General features: G+C 65.4%; 21 protein-coding genes. 17 read left to right on the forward strand and 4 right to left on the reverse strand.

Annotation, left to right across the window (positions count from 1 at the left end; genetic code table 11):
* Positions 1 to 80 precede the first annotated feature (80 nt).
* The 6 genes from BLT66_RS20420 (at position 81) to BLT66_RS20445 (ending at position 5,314) form a co-directional block, all read left to right on the forward strand.
* Complete coding sequence (locus BLT66_RS20420) at positions 81 to 764, forward strand: amino acid ABC transporter permease (protein ID WP_092760571.1); 684 nt, start codon at positions 81 to 83, stop codon at positions 762 to 764.
* A gap of 10 nt (positions 765 to 774) precedes the next feature.
* Entirely contained in the window at positions 775 to 1,425 is a 651-nt protein-coding gene (locus BLT66_RS20425; protein WP_092760573.1) for an amino acid ABC transporter permease, read from the forward strand.
* On the forward strand, positions 1,409 to 2,137 hold the full coding sequence (locus BLT66_RS20430; protein ID WP_092760575.1) for an amino acid ABC transporter ATP-binding protein: 729 nt from the start codon (positions 1,409 to 1,411) through the stop codon (positions 2,135 to 2,137). Before BLT66_RS20425 ends, BLT66_RS20430 begins: the two co-directional genes overlap by 17 nt.
* A gap of 212 nt (positions 2,138 to 2,349) precedes the next feature.
* A complete protein-coding gene (locus tag BLT66_RS20435) occupies positions 2,350 to 3,114 on the forward strand; it encodes a transporter substrate-binding domain-containing protein (RefSeq protein WP_092760577.1) in 765 nt (254 codons plus the stop codon).
* Positions 3,115 to 3,146: 32 nt separating this feature from the next.
* Positions 3,147 to 4,157: a zinc-binding alcohol dehydrogenase family protein gene (locus tag BLT66_RS20440; RefSeq protein WP_092760579.1), complete on the forward strand. Its 1,011-nt coding sequence runs from the start codon at positions 3,147 to 3,149 to the stop codon at positions 4,155 to 4,157.
* Between the two features lie 11 nt (positions 4,158 to 4,168).
* Positions 4,169 to 5,314 carry a mannitol dehydrogenase family protein gene (locus tag BLT66_RS20445; protein ID WP_092760709.1) on the forward strand — a complete coding sequence of 382 codons (1,146 nt, stop codon included), beginning with the start codon at positions 4,169 to 4,171 and terminating at the stop codon, positions 5,312 to 5,314.
* On the opposite strand, the gene BLT66_RS20450 is transcribed toward BLT66_RS20445, so the two are convergent.
* The 3 genes from BLT66_RS20450 to BLT66_RS20460 form a co-directional block, all read right to left on the reverse strand.
* Positions 5,302 to 5,697: a VOC family protein gene (locus BLT66_RS20450; RefSeq protein WP_092760581.1), complete on the reverse strand. Its 396-nt coding sequence runs from the start codon at positions 5,695 to 5,697 to the stop codon at positions 5,302 to 5,304. The two genes, BLT66_RS20445 and BLT66_RS20450, sit on opposite strands and share 13 nt — an antisense overlap.
* Positions 5,698 to 5,713: 16 nt before the next feature.
* A complete protein-coding gene (locus BLT66_RS20455) occupies positions 5,714 to 6,100 on the reverse strand; it encodes an ABC transporter C-terminal domain-containing protein (protein WP_092760583.1) in 387 nt (128 codons plus the stop codon).
* Between the two features lie 164 nt (positions 6,101 to 6,264).
* Positions 6,265 to 6,708: a universal stress protein gene (locus BLT66_RS20460; RefSeq protein WP_092760585.1), complete on the reverse strand. Its 444-nt coding sequence runs from the start codon at positions 6,706 to 6,708 to the stop codon at positions 6,265 to 6,267.
* Positions 6,709 to 6,814: 106 nt separating this feature from the next.
* On the opposite strand from BLT66_RS20460, the gene BLT66_RS20465 reads away from it, so the two are divergent.
* From BLT66_RS20465 to BLT66_RS20505, 9 genes are all read left to right on the forward strand, one after another.
* Positions 6,815 to 9,037 (forward strand): heavy metal translocating P-type ATPase, encoded by a 2,223-nt coding sequence (locus tag BLT66_RS20465; protein ID WP_092760587.1) that lies wholly within the window; start codon positions 6,815 to 6,817, stop codon positions 9,035 to 9,037.
* An 84-nt stretch (positions 9,038 to 9,121) separates the two neighbouring features.
* A complete protein-coding gene (gene ccoS, locus BLT66_RS20470) occupies positions 9,122 to 9,259 on the forward strand; it encodes a cbb3-type cytochrome oxidase assembly protein CcoS (RefSeq protein WP_092760589.1) in 138 nt (45 codons plus the stop codon).
* Between the two features lie 250 nt (positions 9,260 to 9,509).
* Positions 9,510 to 10,979 carry a cytochrome-c oxidase, cbb3-type subunit I gene (gene ccoN / locus BLT66_RS20475; RefSeq protein ID WP_369821622.1) on the forward strand — a complete coding sequence of 490 codons (1,470 nt, stop codon included), beginning with the start codon at positions 9,510 to 9,512 and terminating at the stop codon, positions 10,977 to 10,979.
* Between the two features lie 10 nt (positions 10,980 to 10,989).
* Positions 10,990 to 11,679, forward strand: coding sequence for a cytochrome-c oxidase, cbb3-type subunit II (gene ccoO / locus BLT66_RS20480; RefSeq protein WP_092760591.1), 690 nt, complete (start codon positions 10,990 to 10,992; stop codon positions 11,677 to 11,679).
* Positions 11,680 to 11,694: 15 nt separating this feature from the next.
* Entirely contained in the window at positions 11,695 to 11,832 is a 138-nt protein-coding gene (locus BLT66_RS20485; RefSeq protein ID WP_092760593.1) for a cbb3-type cytochrome oxidase subunit 3, read from the forward strand.
* A gap of 19 nt (positions 11,833 to 11,851) precedes the next feature.
* On the forward strand, positions 11,852 to 12,766 hold the full coding sequence (gene ccoP / locus BLT66_RS20490; protein ID WP_092760595.1) for a cytochrome-c oxidase, cbb3-type subunit III: 915 nt from the start codon (positions 11,852 to 11,854) through the stop codon (positions 12,764 to 12,766).
* Positions 12,767 to 12,773: 7 nt separating this feature from the next.
* Positions 12,774 to 14,204, forward strand: coding sequence for a cytochrome c oxidase accessory protein CcoG (gene ccoG / locus BLT66_RS20495; protein ID WP_092760597.1), 1,431 nt, complete (start codon positions 12,774 to 12,776; stop codon positions 14,202 to 14,204).
* Between the two features lie 23 nt (positions 14,205 to 14,227).
* Positions 14,228 to 14,485: a FixH family protein gene (locus BLT66_RS20500; protein ID WP_092760599.1), complete on the forward strand. Its 258-nt coding sequence runs from the start codon at positions 14,228 to 14,230 to the stop codon at positions 14,483 to 14,485.
* A 10-nt stretch (positions 14,486 to 14,495) separates the two neighbouring features.
* Complete coding sequence (locus BLT66_RS20505; RefSeq protein ID WP_092760601.1) at positions 14,496 to 14,738, forward strand: hypothetical protein; 243 nt, start codon at positions 14,496 to 14,498, stop codon at positions 14,736 to 14,738.
* Here the strand turns inward: BLT66_RS20505 and fnr are convergent.
* A complete protein-coding gene (fnr, locus tag BLT66_RS20510) occupies positions 14,710 to 15,435 on the reverse strand; it encodes a fumarate/nitrate reduction transcriptional regulator Fnr (protein ID WP_092760603.1) in 726 nt (241 codons plus the stop codon). The two genes, BLT66_RS20505 and fnr, sit on opposite strands and share 29 nt — an antisense overlap.
* Before the next feature lie 145 nt (positions 15,436 to 15,580).
* Here fnr and hemN point away from each other — a divergent pair, with 145 nt between their 5' ends.
* Entirely contained in the window at positions 15,581 to 16,957 is a 1,377-nt protein-coding gene (hemN, locus tag BLT66_RS20515; protein WP_092760605.1) for an oxygen-independent coproporphyrinogen III oxidase, read from the forward strand.
* Positions 16,958 to 16,964: 7 nt separating this feature from the next.
* Positions 16,965 to 17,642, forward strand: a complete 678-nt coding sequence (locus BLT66_RS20520; protein WP_092760607.1) for a sulfite exporter TauE/SafE family protein — start codon at positions 16,965 to 16,967, stop codon at positions 17,640 to 17,642.
* The last annotated feature ends 6 nt before the right edge of the window (positions 17,643 to 17,648 follow it).

A 17,648-nucleotide genomic window follows, 5' to 3' on the forward strand; every position in this document is an offset into this window, starting at 1 on the left:
TACGGTAAGGCCAATTTGTCTTTCTAGGTAAAGTGGCCTTACCAAAAATCAAAACCCTGCCCCACGGCAGCACGAGACACATGCAGTACACATTCGATTTCAGCGCTCCGCTGGCGTACTGGCCGGACCTGCTGGCGGGCGCGGCCACCACGCTGGGGCTGTCGCTGGCAGCCACGGTGTTCGGTTTTTTGCTGGGGGTTTTTTGCGCCCTGGGGCGGATGGGGCAGTCGGCCGGCATGGCCCGGCTGTGTGCCGTGTACGTTGAGACCATCCGCAACACGCCCTTGCTGGTGCAGATCTTCATCGTCTATTTCGGCCTGGCCTCGGTGGGCTGGAAGGTGGACGCATTCACCGCGGCCACGGCGGCGCTGGTGATCAATGTCGGCGCCTACACCTCGGAGATCGTGCGCGCCGGTATCGACTCGATTCCGCGCGGCCAGCTGGAGGCGGCGGAGTGCCTGGGCCTGAGCCGCGCACAGATCCTCGCCCATGTGGTACTGCCGCCGGCCATCGAGCGGGTCTACCCGGCGCTGACCAGCCAGTACGTGCTGCTGATGCTGGCCTCGTCCATCACCTCGCAGATTTCCGCCGAGGAGCTGACCGCCGTGGCGAATCGGGTCCAGTCGGACACCTTTCGCTCGGTGGAGACCTATTTGATCGTCGCCGTGGCCTATCTGGTGCTGTCGTTGCTGATGCGGGTGGTGTTCTGGGCCGCGAGCTATGTGGCCTTCCCGCGCCGGCGCCGCCTGGGCACCACCGTCTGAAGGGGCCGACATGACATCCTTGAGTCTTCCCCAACTGCAGTTCCTGCTCCATGGCCTGGCCTGGACCGTGCTGCTGTCGCTGATGGCCTTTGCGGGCGGTGGCCTGCTGGGCTTTGTGGTGGCCATCGTCCGGGTCTACGGGCCCGGGGGCAGCCGCCACCTGGCGATGCTCTACATCAAGCTGGTCCAGGGCACACCGCTGCTGGTGCTGCTGTCGCTGGCTTTCTTCGGCCTGCCAGCCATGGGCCTGAACATCGAGCCGCTGACCGCCGCCGGCCTGGGCCTGAGCGTCTATGTGTCGGCCTACCTCGGCGAGATCTGGCGCGGCTGTATCCAGTCGGTGCCGGCCACCCAGGTCGAGGCCGCCGAATGCCTGGCGCTCAATTGGGGCCAGCGGCTGGTGCATGTGGTGCTGCCCCAGGCCATCAAGATCGCCACGCCGCCGACCGTGGGTTTCATGGTGCAGATCGTCAAGAACACCTCGCTGGCCTCGGCCATCGGCTTTGTCGAGCTGGCCCGCGCTGGCCAGGTCATCAACAACGCCACCTTCCAGCCCTTCGTGATCTTCGTGCTGATTGCCGCGCTGTATTTCGCGCTGTGCTACCCCTTGTCGGTGTGGAGCCGGCGCCTAGAGAGGAAATTCAATGTTGCCCATCGTTAAGGTCGAGTCGATCTCCAAAAGCTTCGGTGCCGTGCGGGTGCTGGAGGACGTGTCTTTCAATGTCAACAAGGGCAGCGTGGTTGCCATCATCGGCCGCAGTGGCTCGGGCAAGAGCACGGCGCTGCGCTGCATCGACCGGCTGGAGACGGTGGACAGCGGCCGCATCGAGGTCTGCGGCCACAACATCACCTCGCCCAAGCTCGACCTGCAGCAGCTGCGCCGCGACGTGGGCATCGTGTTCCAGAGCTACAACCTGTTCCCGCACATGACGGTCGAGCAGAACATCATGCTGGCGCCGCGCCTGGTGCTCAAGGGTGCGAAGGCCGAGCTGCGCGAGCGCGCCCACAAGGTGCTGGCCCAGGTCGGGCTGGCAGAGAAGGCCGATGCCTACCCCTCGCAGCTCTCCGGTGGCCAGCAGCAGCGCGTGGCGATTGCCCGCTCGCTGGCCATGGCGCCGCAGCTGATGCTGTTCGACGAAGTGACTTCGGCGCTCGACCCCGAGCTCACCGGCGAGGTGCTGCGCGTGATGGAAAAGCTGGCCGCCGACGGCATGACCATGATCCTGGTCACCCATGAGATGGCTTTTGCTCGCAAGGTGGCCGACGAAGTCATCTTCATGCACCGCGGCAAGGTCTGGGAGCAAGGCCCGGGCTCCATGCTCGATGCCCCCCAAACCGAAGAATTGCGCCAGTTTGTCGGCAGTGGCCTCTAGTACTGCGCCCCAGAAGTAGCGGAACAAAATGAAAGTGATGGATTCGTTCTCAGGGTTAGGCGCAAGCCGCAGCGAAGGCTGTACGCCTTCGCAAGGTTTGCAACGACACCATGGGGACGAAGACGCGCTTTCATGTTTCGTTACTTCTGGGGCGCAGTACTAGCCCTGCCTGTGTTACCCGTTCCGCCCCACAACCCCCTAGGAGATACACCATGATCCAACGTTCCATTTTTGTGCGCGGCCTGCTGGCCGCTGCGGCCGTGGCTGCTTTTGCCGGTGCGGCCCAGGCCGACCTGCTGGACGACGTGCGCGCCGCCAAGAAGCTGCGCGTCGCCATCGACGTGGGCTCGCCGCCGTTCGGCACCATGGACAGCGCGATGAAGCCCACCGGCTCCGACGTGGAAACCGCCCGCCTGCTGGCCAAGGACCTGGGCGTGGAGCTGGAGATCGTGCAGACCACCGGCGCCAACCGCATTCCGTTCCTGCAGACAGGCAAGGCCGACCTGGTGATCTCCTCGCTGTCTGTCACGCCCGAGCGCGAGAAGGTGATTGATTTCTCAACCCCGTACGCGCAAATCCAGGCCGTGGTCGCTGCGCCCAAGGCCATGGCACTCAAGGGCTTTGCCGACCTGGCGGGCAAGCGCGTGGCCACGGCCCGCGGCACGACCAACGACCGCCTGGCGACCGAAGGTGCCAAGGGCGCGCAGATCGTGCGCTTTGACGACGACGCCACCCTGGTCACCGCCATCGCCAGCGGCCAGGTCGAGATCTTTGCTACCTCGCCGTCCATCGTGAAGACGGTGGCCGACAAGGCACCTGCGCTGGGCGTGGAAACCAAGTTCGTGATGAACAGCTTTCCCCTGGGCATTGGCATGCGCAAGGGCGAAACCAAACTGCAGGCCTGGATCAACGACTGGGTCGCCAAGAACAACGAGAACGGCAACCTCACCGCCATCTACAAGCGCTTCCACGGCTGAAGCGCATTTTTGAACTGAACTGAAGGATTTCCATGCTGACCGTGATTTGCGAAACGCCGGGCACGCTGCGCGCCGAAGACCGCTCCATGCCGCTGCGCGGCGAAGACGAGGTGCTGCTGCGCGTCAAACGCGTGGGTGTGTGCGGCACCGACCTGCACATCTTTACCGGCAAGCAGCCGTTCCTCAGCTACCCGCGGGTGATGGGGCACGAGCTGTCGGGCATCGTTGAGCAGGCACCGGCCGGCAGCCATCTGGCCGCCGGCGACACGGTCTACGTCATGCCTTATCTTTCCTGCGGGAAATGCGTGGCCTGCCGGCAGGGCAAGACCAACTGCTGCGTCAACATCCAGGTGCTGGGCGTGCACCGCGACGGCGCTTTTACCGAATACCTCACCGTGCCCCAGGCGTTTGTGCACAAGGCCGAGGGCGTGACCCTGGACCAGGCGGCCATGGTCGAGTTCCTGGCCATCGGCGCGCACGCCGTGCGCCGCGGCCAGGTGCAAGCCGGCCAGCGCGTGTTGGTGGTCGGCGCCGGGCCTATCGGCATGGCGGCGATGATCTTCGCCCAGCTGCGCGGCGCAGTGGTCACGGCGCTGGATACCCGGCGCGACCGGTTGGATTTCTGCACCAAGCAGCTGGCCGTTCCGGCCGCCGTGCAGATCGGCCCGGACGACGAGGCGCAACTGGCCGCGCTGACCGATGGCGAATACTTTGACGTGGTCTTTGACGCCACCGGCAACCCCCAGGCCATGGAGCGCGGCTTCCAATTTGTCGCCCATGCGGGCACCTATGTGCTGATCTCAGTGGTGGGCGCCAACATCACTTTCTCGGACCCGGAATTCCACAAGCGCGAGACCACGCTGCTGGGCAGCCGCAACGCCACCACCGAAGATTTTGAAACCGTGCTGCAGGCCATGCGCGCCGGCCAGATCCCGGATGCTGCGTTGAACACCCACCGCCTGGCCTTGGCCGATGTGCCGACCGGCTTCCAGAAGCTGCTGGACCCGACCCAGGGCGTGGTCAAGGCCATCGTCGAATGCTGAAGCCCAGCGCCATGGGTCAGCCCATACTCCAGTTCGGCACCAGCCGCTTTCTGCAGGCGCATGTGGACCTGTTCGTTTCGCAGGCGCTGGCGCGCGGCCAGGCGCTGGGCGGGATCACCGTGGTGCAGACCACCAGCAACCCGGCCAGCGCGCAGCGCGTGGCGGCGCTGGCCCAGGGCGCTGGCTACCCGGTGCATCTGCGAGGCCTGCTGCGCGGCGAGCGTATCGACAGCACCGTCACCTGCAACGCCGTGCGCCAAGCCTGGCAGGCCGATGTGGACTGGCCCAGACTGCTGGACGCAATGGCTGGCGAGGTCCAGGTGATCGTCTCGAACACCGCCGACCGCGGCTACCAGCTGGATGCGCAGGACGGCCCCGATCTTTTGGCCTCTGCAGCCCGTGTGCCGCGCAGCTTCCCGGCCAAGCTGCTGGTGCTGCTGCGGCACCGCTGGCAGCAGCAGCCGGCCGCGCCTCTGTCGATCTTTCCCTGCGAGCTGATCGAGCGCAACGGCGACGCGCTGCGCGAGGTGGTTTGCGGGCTGGCCGCTGCCTGGGCACTGCCGGCTGAGTTCATTGCCTGGCTGCGGCAACACTGCGTCTGGGCCAATTCGCTGGTCGACCGCATCGTCTCCGAGGCGCTGGACCCGGTGGGTGCGGTGGCCGAGCCCTATGCGCTGTGGGCGGTGGAAAAGCAGGACCGGCTGGTGCTGCCCTGCCAGCATGAGGCCATCGTCCTGACCGACGACCTGGACCACCACGAGCGGCTCAAGCTGTTCTTGCTAAACGCCGGCCATACCTACCTGGCCGAGCGCTGGCTGGTCGATGGCCGCGCGGCCGACGAGACGGTGCAGCAGGCTATGAACGACCCGGCCCTGCGCGCCGCGCTGGAGTCGCTATGGGCCGAAGAGGTGGTGCCGGTCTTCGAAGCACTGGGCCAGCGCGATGCGGCCCTGGCCTATCTGGTGGACTTGCGTGAACGCCTGCTGAATCCGTTTCTGGCCCACCGCCTGGCCGACATTGCGCAGAACCACGCGCAGAAAAAGCAGCGGCGGCTGGCACCGGTGCTGGCGCTGGCTAGCCAGTTGGGCCTGGACCTCGCCCAGCCCCGGCTGCGTGCGGCCTTGGCCGGCACAGTTCAGTCGATTCAATCGGAATAGGGCGCCTGCACGGTGCGCTGCGAAATCCACCAGATGTTGCCGTGCGGGTCGAGTACGCCGCCCTGGCGGTCGCCGTAGGGCATGTCGGCCACCAGCATCTGCAGCACCGCGCCGTGCTGCAGCGCCCGCTCCATCGCCGCGTCGGCGTCTTCCACGTACAGGTAGTAGGCCGCGGCCATCGGCGGGTAGTGGTCGCTGGCTTCGCTGACCATCACCGCCGATCCGCCGATCTGCACCTGGGCGTTAGCAATAAAGCCATCGGGCCGCAGCGTGCGGCCGGTTTCGCTGCCGCCCAGCCCCTGGACCAGGAAGTCCACAAACGCATCGGCGTTGCGCACAAAGAAGTAGGGCGTGACCGTGTTGAAGCCGGGCGGGATGTACATGGTGGACTCCTGGGGGTTAGACGCTTGTTTTCAGGGTGTAGGCAAACACCAGCGCCAGCAGCACCAGGCCGAGGCTGACCCAGCGCAGCCGCACCCGGTTGGCCTCTACGCGCTGCACCAGTTCGGTATTTTGGGTGGCCAGGGCCTGTATCAGCTCGGTCGAGTCCTGCATTTGCGCATGCAGCTCGGCGGTGGTGGCTTCCAGGGTGGCGATGCGGGCCTGCAGCTGGCTGAGGATGTCGCCCTCGGTGGCCAGCACCACCGAGGCCGGGGCGGGGGCTGTCACCGGCTTCTTGGAGACGGTTTTCCAGAGCTTTTTGGCGCCTTCGGCCACCACCGGTGCGGTGGCGATCACCTCCGCCCAGGGTACGGTTTTGAGCAGTGAAAACCAGCCTAACGCCATAGCACAACCTTTCGAAAATAGAGGAACCGGCCCCGCCGCTCCAGCTTGGAGGCTGGATGCGCGGGAGGGTTCCCCTTTATACTTGCCCAGACGGGGTACGGGCTTTTCGAATGCTATACGTTTGATAGCTGCTGGTGCAAGCTATATATGCGCCAGCCATCGATTTAGCGTAAAACCAGCACCGGCGTGTGCGAGTGCGTCAGCACCTGCTGGGTTTCGCTGCCCAGCAGCAGGCGCTTGATGCCGCGGCGGCCGTGCGAGGCCATCACGATCAAATCGGCCTGGTGCTGGGTGGCGGCGGCAATGATGCCCTCGGCCACCAGGTCCGACTTCACCACCACGGCCTTGGCGTTCACGCCCTGGGCCTCGGCACGGGCCTTGTCGGCGTCCACCACGACCAAGGCGTCGTCAGACCATTGCTGTTCGATGCGTGCCAGCTCGTCCATGCTCACGGGAATCGAGCCCTCGAAATAGCTGCGCGCATAGAACGGCACAACCTTGGCGATGACCAGCTTGGCGCCGGTCAGCTTGGCCAGGTCGATGCCGCTGGTCACCGCCAGCTGCGAGAGTTCCGACCCGTCGGTAGCGACAAGAATGCATTTGTACATGGTGATCTCCGGTAGTGGACTAGACCGATAGATTAGTCCTATTTATCGGCTCTGGGGTTGATCCACATCAAATGCGGCCCCGTCCTACACGGCTACGCTAGGCCCCATGCTTGCCACCCTTGCGCCTTCCTCCCTGCCAACCCGCGACTGGCTGGACGAACCCGGCGAATGGGCTGCGTTCAGCCAGCCATCCAGCGACTGGCCGGCCTACCAGGAATCGCAACTGCTGATCGACGGCATGCACTGCGCAGCCTGCGCGCTGTCGGTCGAGCAGGCCTTGCGCGCCGTGCCCGGCGTGCGCCTGGCCGAGGTGGGCGCGGCCTCCCGGCGGGCGCGGGTGGTCTGGTCGGCCACGCAGACCCGGCCTTCGCAGTGGCTGGCCGCCGTGGCGCAGGCCGGCTACCACGCGATCCCGGCGCTGGACGCCGGCGAGCGCCAGCGCCGCCAGGTCGAGCAACGGCGGGCGCTGTGGCGCTGGCTGGTGGCCGGCCTGTGCATGATGCAGGTGATGATGTACGCCATGCCTGCCTATGTGGCCGGGCCGGGCGAGATGACGGCCGACATGGCCCAGCTGCTGCGCTGGGCCTCCTGGGTGCTGACCCTGCCGGTGCTGGTGTTCTCCTGCGGGCCGTTCTTTGCCAATGCCTGGCGCGACGTGCTGCAGCGCCGCATCAGCATGGACCTGCCGGCTGCGCTGGGCATGGCCGTGACCTTTGCCGTCAGCAGCGCCGGCACCTTCGACCCCGACGGCCTGCTGGGCCACGAGGTGTACTTCGACTCGCTGACCATGTTCGTGTTCTTCCTGCTCACCGGCCGCTGGCTGGAGCTGCGCCTGCGCGACCGCACCGCCGGCGCGCTGGAGGCGCTGATCGGCCGCCTGCCCGACAGCGTGGAGCGCTGGGACGGCGCCGCGTTCGTGCGTGTGGCCGTGCGGCGGCTGCACACCGGCGACCACATCCGCGTGCTGCCGGGCGAGGCCTTTCCGGCCGACGGCACCGTGCTGCAAGGCCGTACCCAGGTGGACGAGGCGCTGCTCACCGGCGAATCCCGGCCGCTGGGCCGCGCGGTGGGTGACGCCGTGCTGGCCGGCAGCTACAACCTGAGCGCTCCAGTGGAGCTGCATGTGGACCAGCTGGGCGCCAGCACTCGCTTCGCCCAGATCGTCGCACTGATGGCCCAGGCCGCCAGCCAGAAGCCGCGGCTGGCGCAGCTGGCCGACCGGGTGGCGCGGCCGTTCCTGTGGGGCGTGCTGCTGGCCGCCGCGCTGGCGGGTGTGCTGTGGTGGCCGTCCGGCCCTGGCCATGCGCTGATGGTGGTGGTGGCGGTGCTGGTGGTCACCTGCCCGTGCGCGCTGTCGCTGGCCACGCCGGCGGCACTGCTGGCGGCGGCTGGCAGCATGGCCAAGTCGGGCGTGCTGGTGCGGCGCCTGCAGGCGCTGGAAAACCTGGCCCAGGTGGACACCGTGGTGTTTGACAAGACCGGTACCCTGACCCGCGACGGCATGGCCGTGGTCACCACCCACCACCGGGCCGATGTGTCGGCGCAGCGCGCGTTGGCCCTGGCGGCAGCGCTGGCCCGCCAATCGCTGCACCCGGTGTCGCGTGCGGTGGTCGCCGCAGCCCAGGCGCTGGGCCTGCCGGCCGAGCCGGTGGAAGATGTGGAGGAGGTCGTTGGCCAAGGCCTGCGCAGCCCGCACTACCGCTTTGGCGCGGCGCGGTTTTGCGGCGTGCCGGCGGACCCGGCCCAGCAGCAGGTGCACCTCAGCGATGCGCAGGGCTGGCTGGCTACGTTTGATTTGTCGGAGGACGTGCGGCCCGATGCGGTGCCGGCGATCCAGTCGCTGCGTGACGCTGGCATCCGGGTCGAGCTGCTGTCGGGCGACAACGCGGCAGCCGCGTTGCGGGTGGCCGCGCAGGTGGGCATTGCGCTGGCCCGCGGCGGCTGCTCGCCGCAGGACAAGCTGCAGCATCTGCAGGCGCTGCAAGCCCAGGGCCATTGCGCGGCCATGGTCGGCGACGGGCTGAACGACGGCCCGGTGCTGGCCGGCGCCCATGTGTCGTTTGCCTTTGGCCAGGCCGTGCCGCTGGCCCAGCGCCAGGCCGACCTGGTGGTTACCGGCGATGCGCTGAACGTGGTGCCGCAGTCCCTGCTGATGGCTCGGCGCACGCTGCGCGTGGTGCGGCAAAACCTGCTCTGGGCCGCGGCCTACAACGCGGTCTGCGTGCCGCTGGCGCTGGCCGGCTGGCTACCCGCCTGGGCCGCGGGCCTGGGCATGGCGCTGAGTTCGCTGCTGGTGGTGTTGAATGCGGCCCGCTTGTCGCGCGGCTAGTTTTTATATGAAAACTACCTCTAGCGCTTATTTAACCTGCGCAAGCAGCTATGTATTGCATAGCAAAACGGTATGGGAGCACGGATGGACATCCTGTATCTGTTGATCCCCTTGTCGGTGGTGCTGGTGCTGTTGATCCTGGGTGGGCTGTGGTTGGCCATTTTCCAGGGCCAGTTTGAAAACATCGAGCAAGAAGGCGAGCGGATTCTGCACAACGATTGACGGGATTGCTCACCCCCAGGCTACACACTGCCCGGAATCGACCCAATAGGTCGATAACGCATGTTTTCGCCAACCCCCCTCGTAGATGTTTGCAAAACATCTACGACAGGCTGGGGGCAACACCAGCAGCCTGGCAAAGCCAGTTCTGCGGTGTTCTTGAAGAATACCGGGGCCGCTTATCGCGAGCGGCCTAAGTGACATTGACTTGACTTGAATCAAAGTGTCTTTGGGTCAAGGCTTGGACACTGCCATGAACACAAATGAGGTGCCCATGGCTTTTACGAATACACAAATGGCTCCGCCGGAGGTCTACAGCGATACGGCAGCGCGGCAGTTCGCCATCATGTCGGTGGTCTGGGGCGTAGTGGGCATGTTGGTGGGGGTCATCATTGCCTCGCAGCTGGCCTGGCCGGAGCTGAACTTCGGCATCTCCTGGCTCAGCTATGGCCGCTTGCGGCCGCTGCATACCAACGCGGTAATTTTTGCGTTTGGCGGCTGCGCCCTGATGTCCACCAGCCTGTATGTGGCCCAGCGCACCTGCCAGGTGCGGCTGTTCTGCCCGCCGCTGGCGTCCTTCGTGTTTTGGGGCTGGCAGGCGGTCATCGTGGCTGCGGCTATCAGCCTGCCCATGGGCTATACCACCGGCAAGGAATACGCCGAGCTTGAATGGCCCATCGACATCCTGATCACCGTGGTGTGGGTGGCCTATGCGATCGTGTTCTTTGGCACCATAGGCCGGCGCCGGGTCAAACACATCTACGTGGCCAATTGGTTCTACGGCTCCTTCATCATCGCCGTGGCCTTGCTGCATATCGTCAACAGCGCCGAGGTGCCCGCGGGCTGGATGAAGTCCTACTCGGCCTATGCCGGTGTGCAGGACGCGATGGTGCAGTGGTGGTACGGCCACAACGCGGTGGGCTTTCTGTTGACGGCCGGCTTTCTGGGCATGATGTACTACTTCATCCCCAAGCAGGCCGAGCGGCCGGTGTACTCGTACCGCCTGTCCATCGTGCACTTCTGGGCGCTGATCTTCACCTATATGTGGGCCGGCCCGCACCACCTGCACTACACCGCGCTGCCGGACTGGACCCAGTCGCTGGGCATGGTGTTCTCGCTGATCCTGCTGGCGCCCAGCTGGGGCGGCATGATCAACGGCGTAATGACGCTGTCGGGCGCCTGGCACAAGTTGCGTGATGACCCGATCCTGCGCTTCCTGATCGTCTCGCTGTCGTTCTACGGCATGAGCACTTTCGAGGGCCCGATGATGGCCATCAAGACGGTGAACGCGCTCAGCCACTACACCGACTGGACCGTAGGCCATGTGCATTCCGGGGCGTTGGGCTGGGTCGGGTTCATCACCATGGGCTCGCTGTACTACCTGATCCCGCGCATGTTCGGCGGCAAGACCATGTACAGCATCAAGGCCATCGAGCTGCATTTCTGGATGGCCACCATCGGCGTTGTTTTCTACATCGCCGCCATGTGGATTGCCGGCGTGATGCAGGGCCTGATGTGGGGCGCGGTGAACACCGACGGCACCCTGACCTACACCTTTGTGGAGAGCGTCAAAGCCACCTTCCCGTTCTATGTGGTGCGCATGGTCGGGGGCCTGCTGTACCTGAGCGGCATGCTGGTGATGGCCTGGAACGTGTGGATGACGGCGATCTCCGGGCGCTCGGTGCTGGTACCCGTGCCTGCGTTCCAACCTGCCCACGCTTGAGGACAAGAACATGGCTGACAACAACAAACCCATTCCGCTGTTCTCGCACGAGAAGATCGAGACCAACAACTTCCTGATGATCGTGCTGATTCTGCTGGTGGTCGCCGTAGGCGGACTGGTCGAGATCGTGCCGCTGTTCTTCCAGAAGTCCACCACCGAGGCGGTCACCGGCCTCAAGCCCTACACCCCTCTGCAGCTGGTGGGCCGCGACATCTATCTGCGCGAGGGCTGCTACAACTGCCACTCGCAGATGATCCGCCCGTTCCGCGCCGAGACCCTGCGCTACGGCCACTACTCGGTGGCCGGCGAGTTCGTCTACGACCACCCGTTCCAGTGGGGCAGCAAGCGCACCGGGCCCGACCTGCACCGCGTGGGCGGCAAGTACAGCGACGAATGGCACCGCATCCACCTGAACAACCCGCGCGACGTGGTGCCCGAGTCGAACATGCCCGCCTACGCCTGGCTGGAAAAAGCCATGGTCGAGCCGGCCGTGGTAGCGCCCCGCATGAAGGCCTTGCGCAGCGTGGGCGTGCCTTACACCGATGCAGAGATCGCCGGTGGCGCCGAGGCCGTGCAAGGCAAGACCGAGCAAGACGCGCTGATCGCCTACCTGCAGGTGCTGGGCCGGGCCTTGACCGACCAGCTGGCCCTGCAGGCCGCCGCTGCTCCTGCCCCCGCTGCACCCGCCAGCGCTCCTTGATTCAGAAAGCCCACCATGGACGTCACCACCTTGCGCGTTATCGCCACCGTCTGCAGCTTCATCACCTTCATCGGTATCTGGGTCTGGGCTTTTTCGCGCCGCAACAAAGCCCGGTTTGACGAAGCAGCGCAGCTTCCTTTTCTACAAGATTGACGGCTAACAGGACATCCCCATGAGTGATTTCACCAGCAATTTCTGGTCGTTATTTGTCGCCGGCATTTCGGTGGTCAGCATTGCCGCATGTCTGCTGTTGCTGTGGATCACTGCGCGCAAGAAAGTACCGTTCCAGAGCGACAACACCACCGGCCACGTATGGGACGAAGACCTGCGCGAGATGAACAACCCGCTGCCCATTTGGTGGGTAGGCTTGTTCATCCTGACCGTGCTGTTCTCCATCGGCTACCTGGTGGTTTACCCGGGCCTGGGCAGCTACAAGGGCACGCTGGGCTGGACCCAGGTGGGTGAGTACGAGGGCGAGGTAACCGAGGCCAACCAAGCGCTGGCGCCGCTGTATGCCAACTTCACCGCCTTGCCCCCCGAAAAGCTTGCCGGCAACGCGCAGGCCATGGCCGTGGGCGAGCGGCTGTTCATGAACAACTGCGCCCAGTGCCACGGCTCGGACGCCCGCGGCAGCAAGGGCTTTCCGAACCTGGCCGATGCCGACTGGCTGCACGGCGGCAGCGCGGAAAAGATATCGGAAACCTTGCACCAGGGCCGCATCGGCCAGATGCCACCGATGGCCGCAGCCGTGGGTACGCCGGACGACGTGAAGAACGTGGCCAACTACGTGCTCAGCCTGTCGGGCAGCCCGCACGACTCGCTGCGTGCCGCTTTGGGCAAGTCCAAGTTCGGCGTCTGTGCCGCCTGCCATGGCGTGGGCGGCAAGGGCAACCCGGCCCTGGGTGCCCCCAATTTGTCGGACGACATCTGGCTGCACGGCTGGGGCGAGGCGGCCATCGTGGCCATGGTCAACAACGGCAAGACCAACCAGATGCCGGCCCAGCAAGGCAAGCTGACCGAGGCGCAGATCCATGTGCTGACCAGCTATGTGTGGGGCTTGTCGAACAAGCCCGCGGTCACCCCGTAAGCAGCCCATGCGCGCGCCCAGCCCCCGCAAGACCATTCCCATCGCCGCCGTGCCGGCCGATGGGGACATGGTGTCGCTGTACGCCGCGCAGCAGAAGATCTACCCGCGCTCGGTGCAAGGCCTGTTCGCCCGCTGGCGCTGGGCCATGGTGTTCTTGACCCAGCTGGTGTACTACGGCCTGCCCTGGCTGCAGTACGGCGAGCGCCAGGCCGTGCTGTTCGACCTGGGTGCGCGGCGCTTCTACATCTTCAATCTGGTGCTGTACCCGCAGGACTTCATTTACCTGACCGGCTTGCTGGTGGTGTCGGCGCTGGCGCTGTTTTTGTTCACCGCGGTGGCCGGGCGGCTCTGGTGCGGCTTTACCTGCCCGCAGACGGTGTACAGCGAAATCTTCATGTGGATAGAGCGCCATATTGAAGGCGACCGCACGGCGCGCATGCGGCTGGACGGAGGGCCTTTGTCGGTGCGCAAGCTCTGGAAGAAGTGGGCCAAGCATGCGGTCTGGATCCTGCTGTCGCTGTGGACTGGTTTTACCTTCGTGTCTTACTTCACGCCCACGCAAGAGCTGCTGCAGGAATCGCTGAGCGGCAGCTTTGGCTCGTGGGAGGTGTTCTGGGGCCTGTTCTATAGTGCCGCCACTTATGGCAACGCCGGTTTTCTGCGCGAGCAGGTGTGCAAGTACATGTGCCCGTATGCCCGCTTTCAGAGCGCGATGTTCGACAAGGACACGCTGATCGTCAGCTACGACACGGCCCGCGGCGAGCCACGCGGCGCTCGCTCGCGCAAGGCCGATCCGGCAGCCCTGGGCCTGGGGTCCTGTGTGGACTGCACGCTGTGCGTGCAGGTCTGTCCCACCGGCATCGACATCCGCGAGGGCCTGCAGTACGAGTGCATAGGTTGCGCCGCTTGCGTGGACGTGTGCGATGGCGTGATGGACAAGATGGGCTATGCGCGCGGCCTGATCCGCTTTGCCACGCAGAACGGCATCGCCCAGGGCTGGTCGGCCCGGCAGATGCTGCGCCGTGTGCTGCGGCCCCGTGTGCTGATCTACACCGCGGTACTGTGGACGATTGCCGCCGTCCTGCTGGCCAGCCTGCTGCTGCGCACACCGCTGAAGGTGGATGTGGTGCGCGACCGCGCCGCTCTGTCGCGCATTGTGGCCGGTGGCCAGCTGGAGAACGTCTACCGCCTGCAGGTCATGAACGCCACCGAGTCGCCCCAGCGCTACCGGTTGTCGGCACATGGACTGGATGGATTGGTATTGGCGTCTGAGGAATGGTTGGAAGTGGATGCCGTGCAGTCGCGCTGGGTGGCCGTGCGCTTGCACATTCCCTATGGCTCGGCTACCCCGGGCCCACACCCGGTGGTGTTCGACATAGAAACCGCCGACGGGGAACACCGTGTGTCGGAAAAATCCACCTTCATCGTGCCGCGTTAACTTCTACGTTGAGGAGAAAGTTTATGTCTACAGAACCTGTGCAACCCTGGTGGAAATACGGCCATGTGTGGCTGGTGATCTCCGGGCCTCTGGTGGTGGTGGTGGCTGCCGTGGTCACAGCCTGGATCGCCTTCAGCCAGCAAGATCCGGTGCTGGCGCAGGACTACTACCGCCAGGGTGTGAATATCAACAAGACCCTGGCGGCACAGGGTTCGCTGGCGCCGGCGATGCAGGGGCGCAACCATGCGGCCACGCCTGCCGGCGCGGTGCCGCAGAAGTGAGCGCTGCCCAATGACAGCGCAGCGCACCATCAGCGTGTTGTGGCCGGCTTTCCTGGGCGCCTGTGTGCTGGAGGCCCTGGTGTTTGCCGTGGTCGATCCTTACAGCCTGCAATGGCAGGGACAGTCGCTGGAGCTGTCACGGCAAAGTGTGTACAGCCTGGCGTTCTTCGGGTTCTGGGGGGTGACGGCGCTGGTCGCCAGCCTGGCGCTGCTGGTGGCGCAGCCTACAGACAGGCCTGCGTCTGCTGATTGACGATGCGCTTGAGCGCTTCGGTGTCCAGGATGCGGATATGCCGCTGCTTGACTTCGACAATGCCGTCCTCGACGAACTTCGAGAAAGTGCGGCTCACGGTCTCCAGCTTCAGGCCCAGGTAGCTGCCGATTTCTTCGCGCGTCATGCGCAGCACCAGCTCCAGCGCCGAGAAGCCGCGTGCATGCAGGCGTTGCACCAGGTTCAGCAAAAACGCCGCCAGCCGCTCCTCGGCCCGCATGCTGCCCAGCAGCAGCATCACACCGTGCTCGCGCACGATTTCGCGGCTCATGATCTTGTGCACATGGCGCTGCAAGGCGTTGACTTCGCGTGACAGCTCTTCGATGCGCTCAAACGGCATTTCGCAGACTTCGGCATCCTCCAGCGCTACTGCATCGCAGGTGTGGTGGTCGTTGACGATGCCGTCCAGTCCAATGATCTCGCCGGCCATCTGGAAGCCGGTCACCTGGTCGCGCCCGTCCTCGGTGGTGATCGAGGTTTTGAAGAAGCCGGTGCGGATGGCGTAGAGCGCGGTAAAAGTCTCGCCATTGCGGAACAGCGTGGCACCGCGCTTGACCTTGCGCCGCACGGCGACCAGGCTGTCGATGCGGTCCAACTCGTCTTGGTTGAGCCCCAACGGCATGCACAGTTCACGCAGATTGCAGTTCGAACAGGCAACTTTGATGGCTATAGGGTTCATGCGCGGAGTATCGGCTTATTCAAAACCGAAAGGGCTTATAAGAACTTATATTGTGTATAGAAGTATCTGAAACCGGCTTGATCCAGGTCAAGGAAAGCGGGCGGCGTTCACGGCACATTGGGCATATGCAACCAGAGTGCCCTTTATGACCCGCGTTACGCCAGATCTACTCAGCCGTTTTGACGTGCCAGGGCCGCGTTACACATCCTATCCCACGGCCGATCGCTTTGTCGAGGCGTTCACGGCCGACGACTATGCCCGGGCTCTGCGCCTGCGCCGGGCCGCCGCACAGAGCCTACCGCTGTCGGTCTACGTGCACATCCCGTTTTGCGAGTCGCTGTGCTACTACTGCGCCTGCAACAAGATCATTACCAAACGCCATGAGCGCGGCGCTGCCTACCTGCAGTACCTGGAGCGCGAAATGGCCTTGCACACCGCCGAGCTGGGCGGCGCCCGGGTGGTCAGCCAGCTGCACCTGGGCGGCGGCAGCCCCACCTTTCTGAGCGACGCCGAGCTGGGTCAGCTGATGCAGATGCTGCGCCGCCATTTCACCCTGGCGCCGGGCGGCGAATATGCGATCGAGGTCGACCCGCGTACCGTCGATCCGGCCCGCCTGGCCGCCTTGGCGGCGCTGGGCTTCAACCGCCTGAGCTTTGGTGTGCAGGACTTCGATGCCGATGTGCAAAAGGCCGTGCACCGCGTGCAGCCCGCCGACCAGGTGTTTGCCCTGGTCGAAGCCGCGCGGGCGCTGGGTTTCGAGTCCATCAATACCGACCTGATCTACGGCCTGCCGCGGCAGACGCCGACCTCGTTTGCGCGCACCTTGGAGCAGGTGGTCGAGCTGCGCCCCGACCGGATTGCGCTGTACGCCTACGCCCATCTGCCCGAGCGCTTCAAGCCGCAGCGCCGCATCCTCAAGTCCGAGCTGCCGGTGGGGGCGGCCAAGCTCAGCATGCTGGCGCAGGCGCTGGACACGCTGATGGGTGCCGGCTACGTCTACGTGGGCATGGACCATTTCGCCCTGCCGAATGACGCGCTGGCCGTGGCCAAGCGCCAGGGGCGGCTGCACCGCAACTTCCAGGGCTACAGCACCCAACCCGACTGCGACCTGATAGCCCTGGGCGTGTCCGCTATCGGCCGCATGGGTGCCACCTACAGCCAGAACGCCAAGACCATGGAGGAGTACTGCGACAAGCTCGACCAGGGCCAGCTGCCCGTGGTACGCGGCCTGGCGCTGAACCGCGACGACCTGGTGCGCCGCGCCGTCATCATGGCCTTGATGTGCCAGGGCGAGGTGCAGTTCGAATCCATCGAGCTGGCCTACCTGGTGGACTTCAAAGCCATGTTCGCCGCCGAGCTGGATGCCCTGCAGCCCCTGGTCGACGCCGGCATGGTCAGCATCGATGCCAGCAGCATCCAGGTCACTCCAACGGGTTGGTTCTTTGTGCGCGCCGCCGCCATGGTGTTCGACCGCTACCTGCAGGCCGACCAGAACCGCGCGCGTTTCTCTCGGATTATTTGACTGCGCCATGCAGACCTCCCTGGCCTGGACCGCGCTGCTGATGGGCCTGGCCGGCGGGCCGCACTGCGCCGCCATGTGCGGCGCGGCCTGTGCGGGCGTGGTGCGCGTGGCGGGTGCGCCGCGCGGCATGCTGCAGCTGCAGGCCGGGCGCTTGCTGGGCTACACGCTGGCGGGTGGCCTGGCCGCGGCAGCTGTGCAAAACCTGGCCTGGCTGGCCGAGCAATCGGCGGTGCTGCGCCCGGTGTGGACGCTGTTCCATGTCGCCGTGCTGGTCTGGGGCGGCATGCTGCTGGTGTTGGCGCGGCAACCGCTGTGGGTGGACGGCGCAGGCCGCCAGATCTGGACCCGTGTGCGCTCCCGGGTGGCCGGGCGGCGCTGGCTGCTGGTGGCAGGGGCTGCCTGGGCGCTGATGCCCTGTGGCCTGCTGTATTCGGCCCTGCTGGTCGCGTCGCTGAGCGGCGGCCTACTGGACGGTGCGCTGTCCATGGCCTTGTTCGCGCTGGGCAGCAGCATCACCCTGGTGGCCGGGCCCTGGCTCTGGCTGCGCCTACAAGCCTGGCGCAGTCCCCTGCGCAAGGACTGGGGCATGCGGATCGCGGGCGCGGCCCTGGCCGGAGTGGCCGTGTGGGCCTTGCTGCACGACATGGACCCGCGCGTGCTGGAGTGGTGCCGCAGCCTGTGGTGAAATCCA

The organism is Rhodoferax sp. OV413 (assembly GCF_900104385.1).
GTDB lineage: Bacteria > Pseudomonadota > Gammaproteobacteria > Burkholderiales > Burkholderiaceae_C > Rhodoferax_B.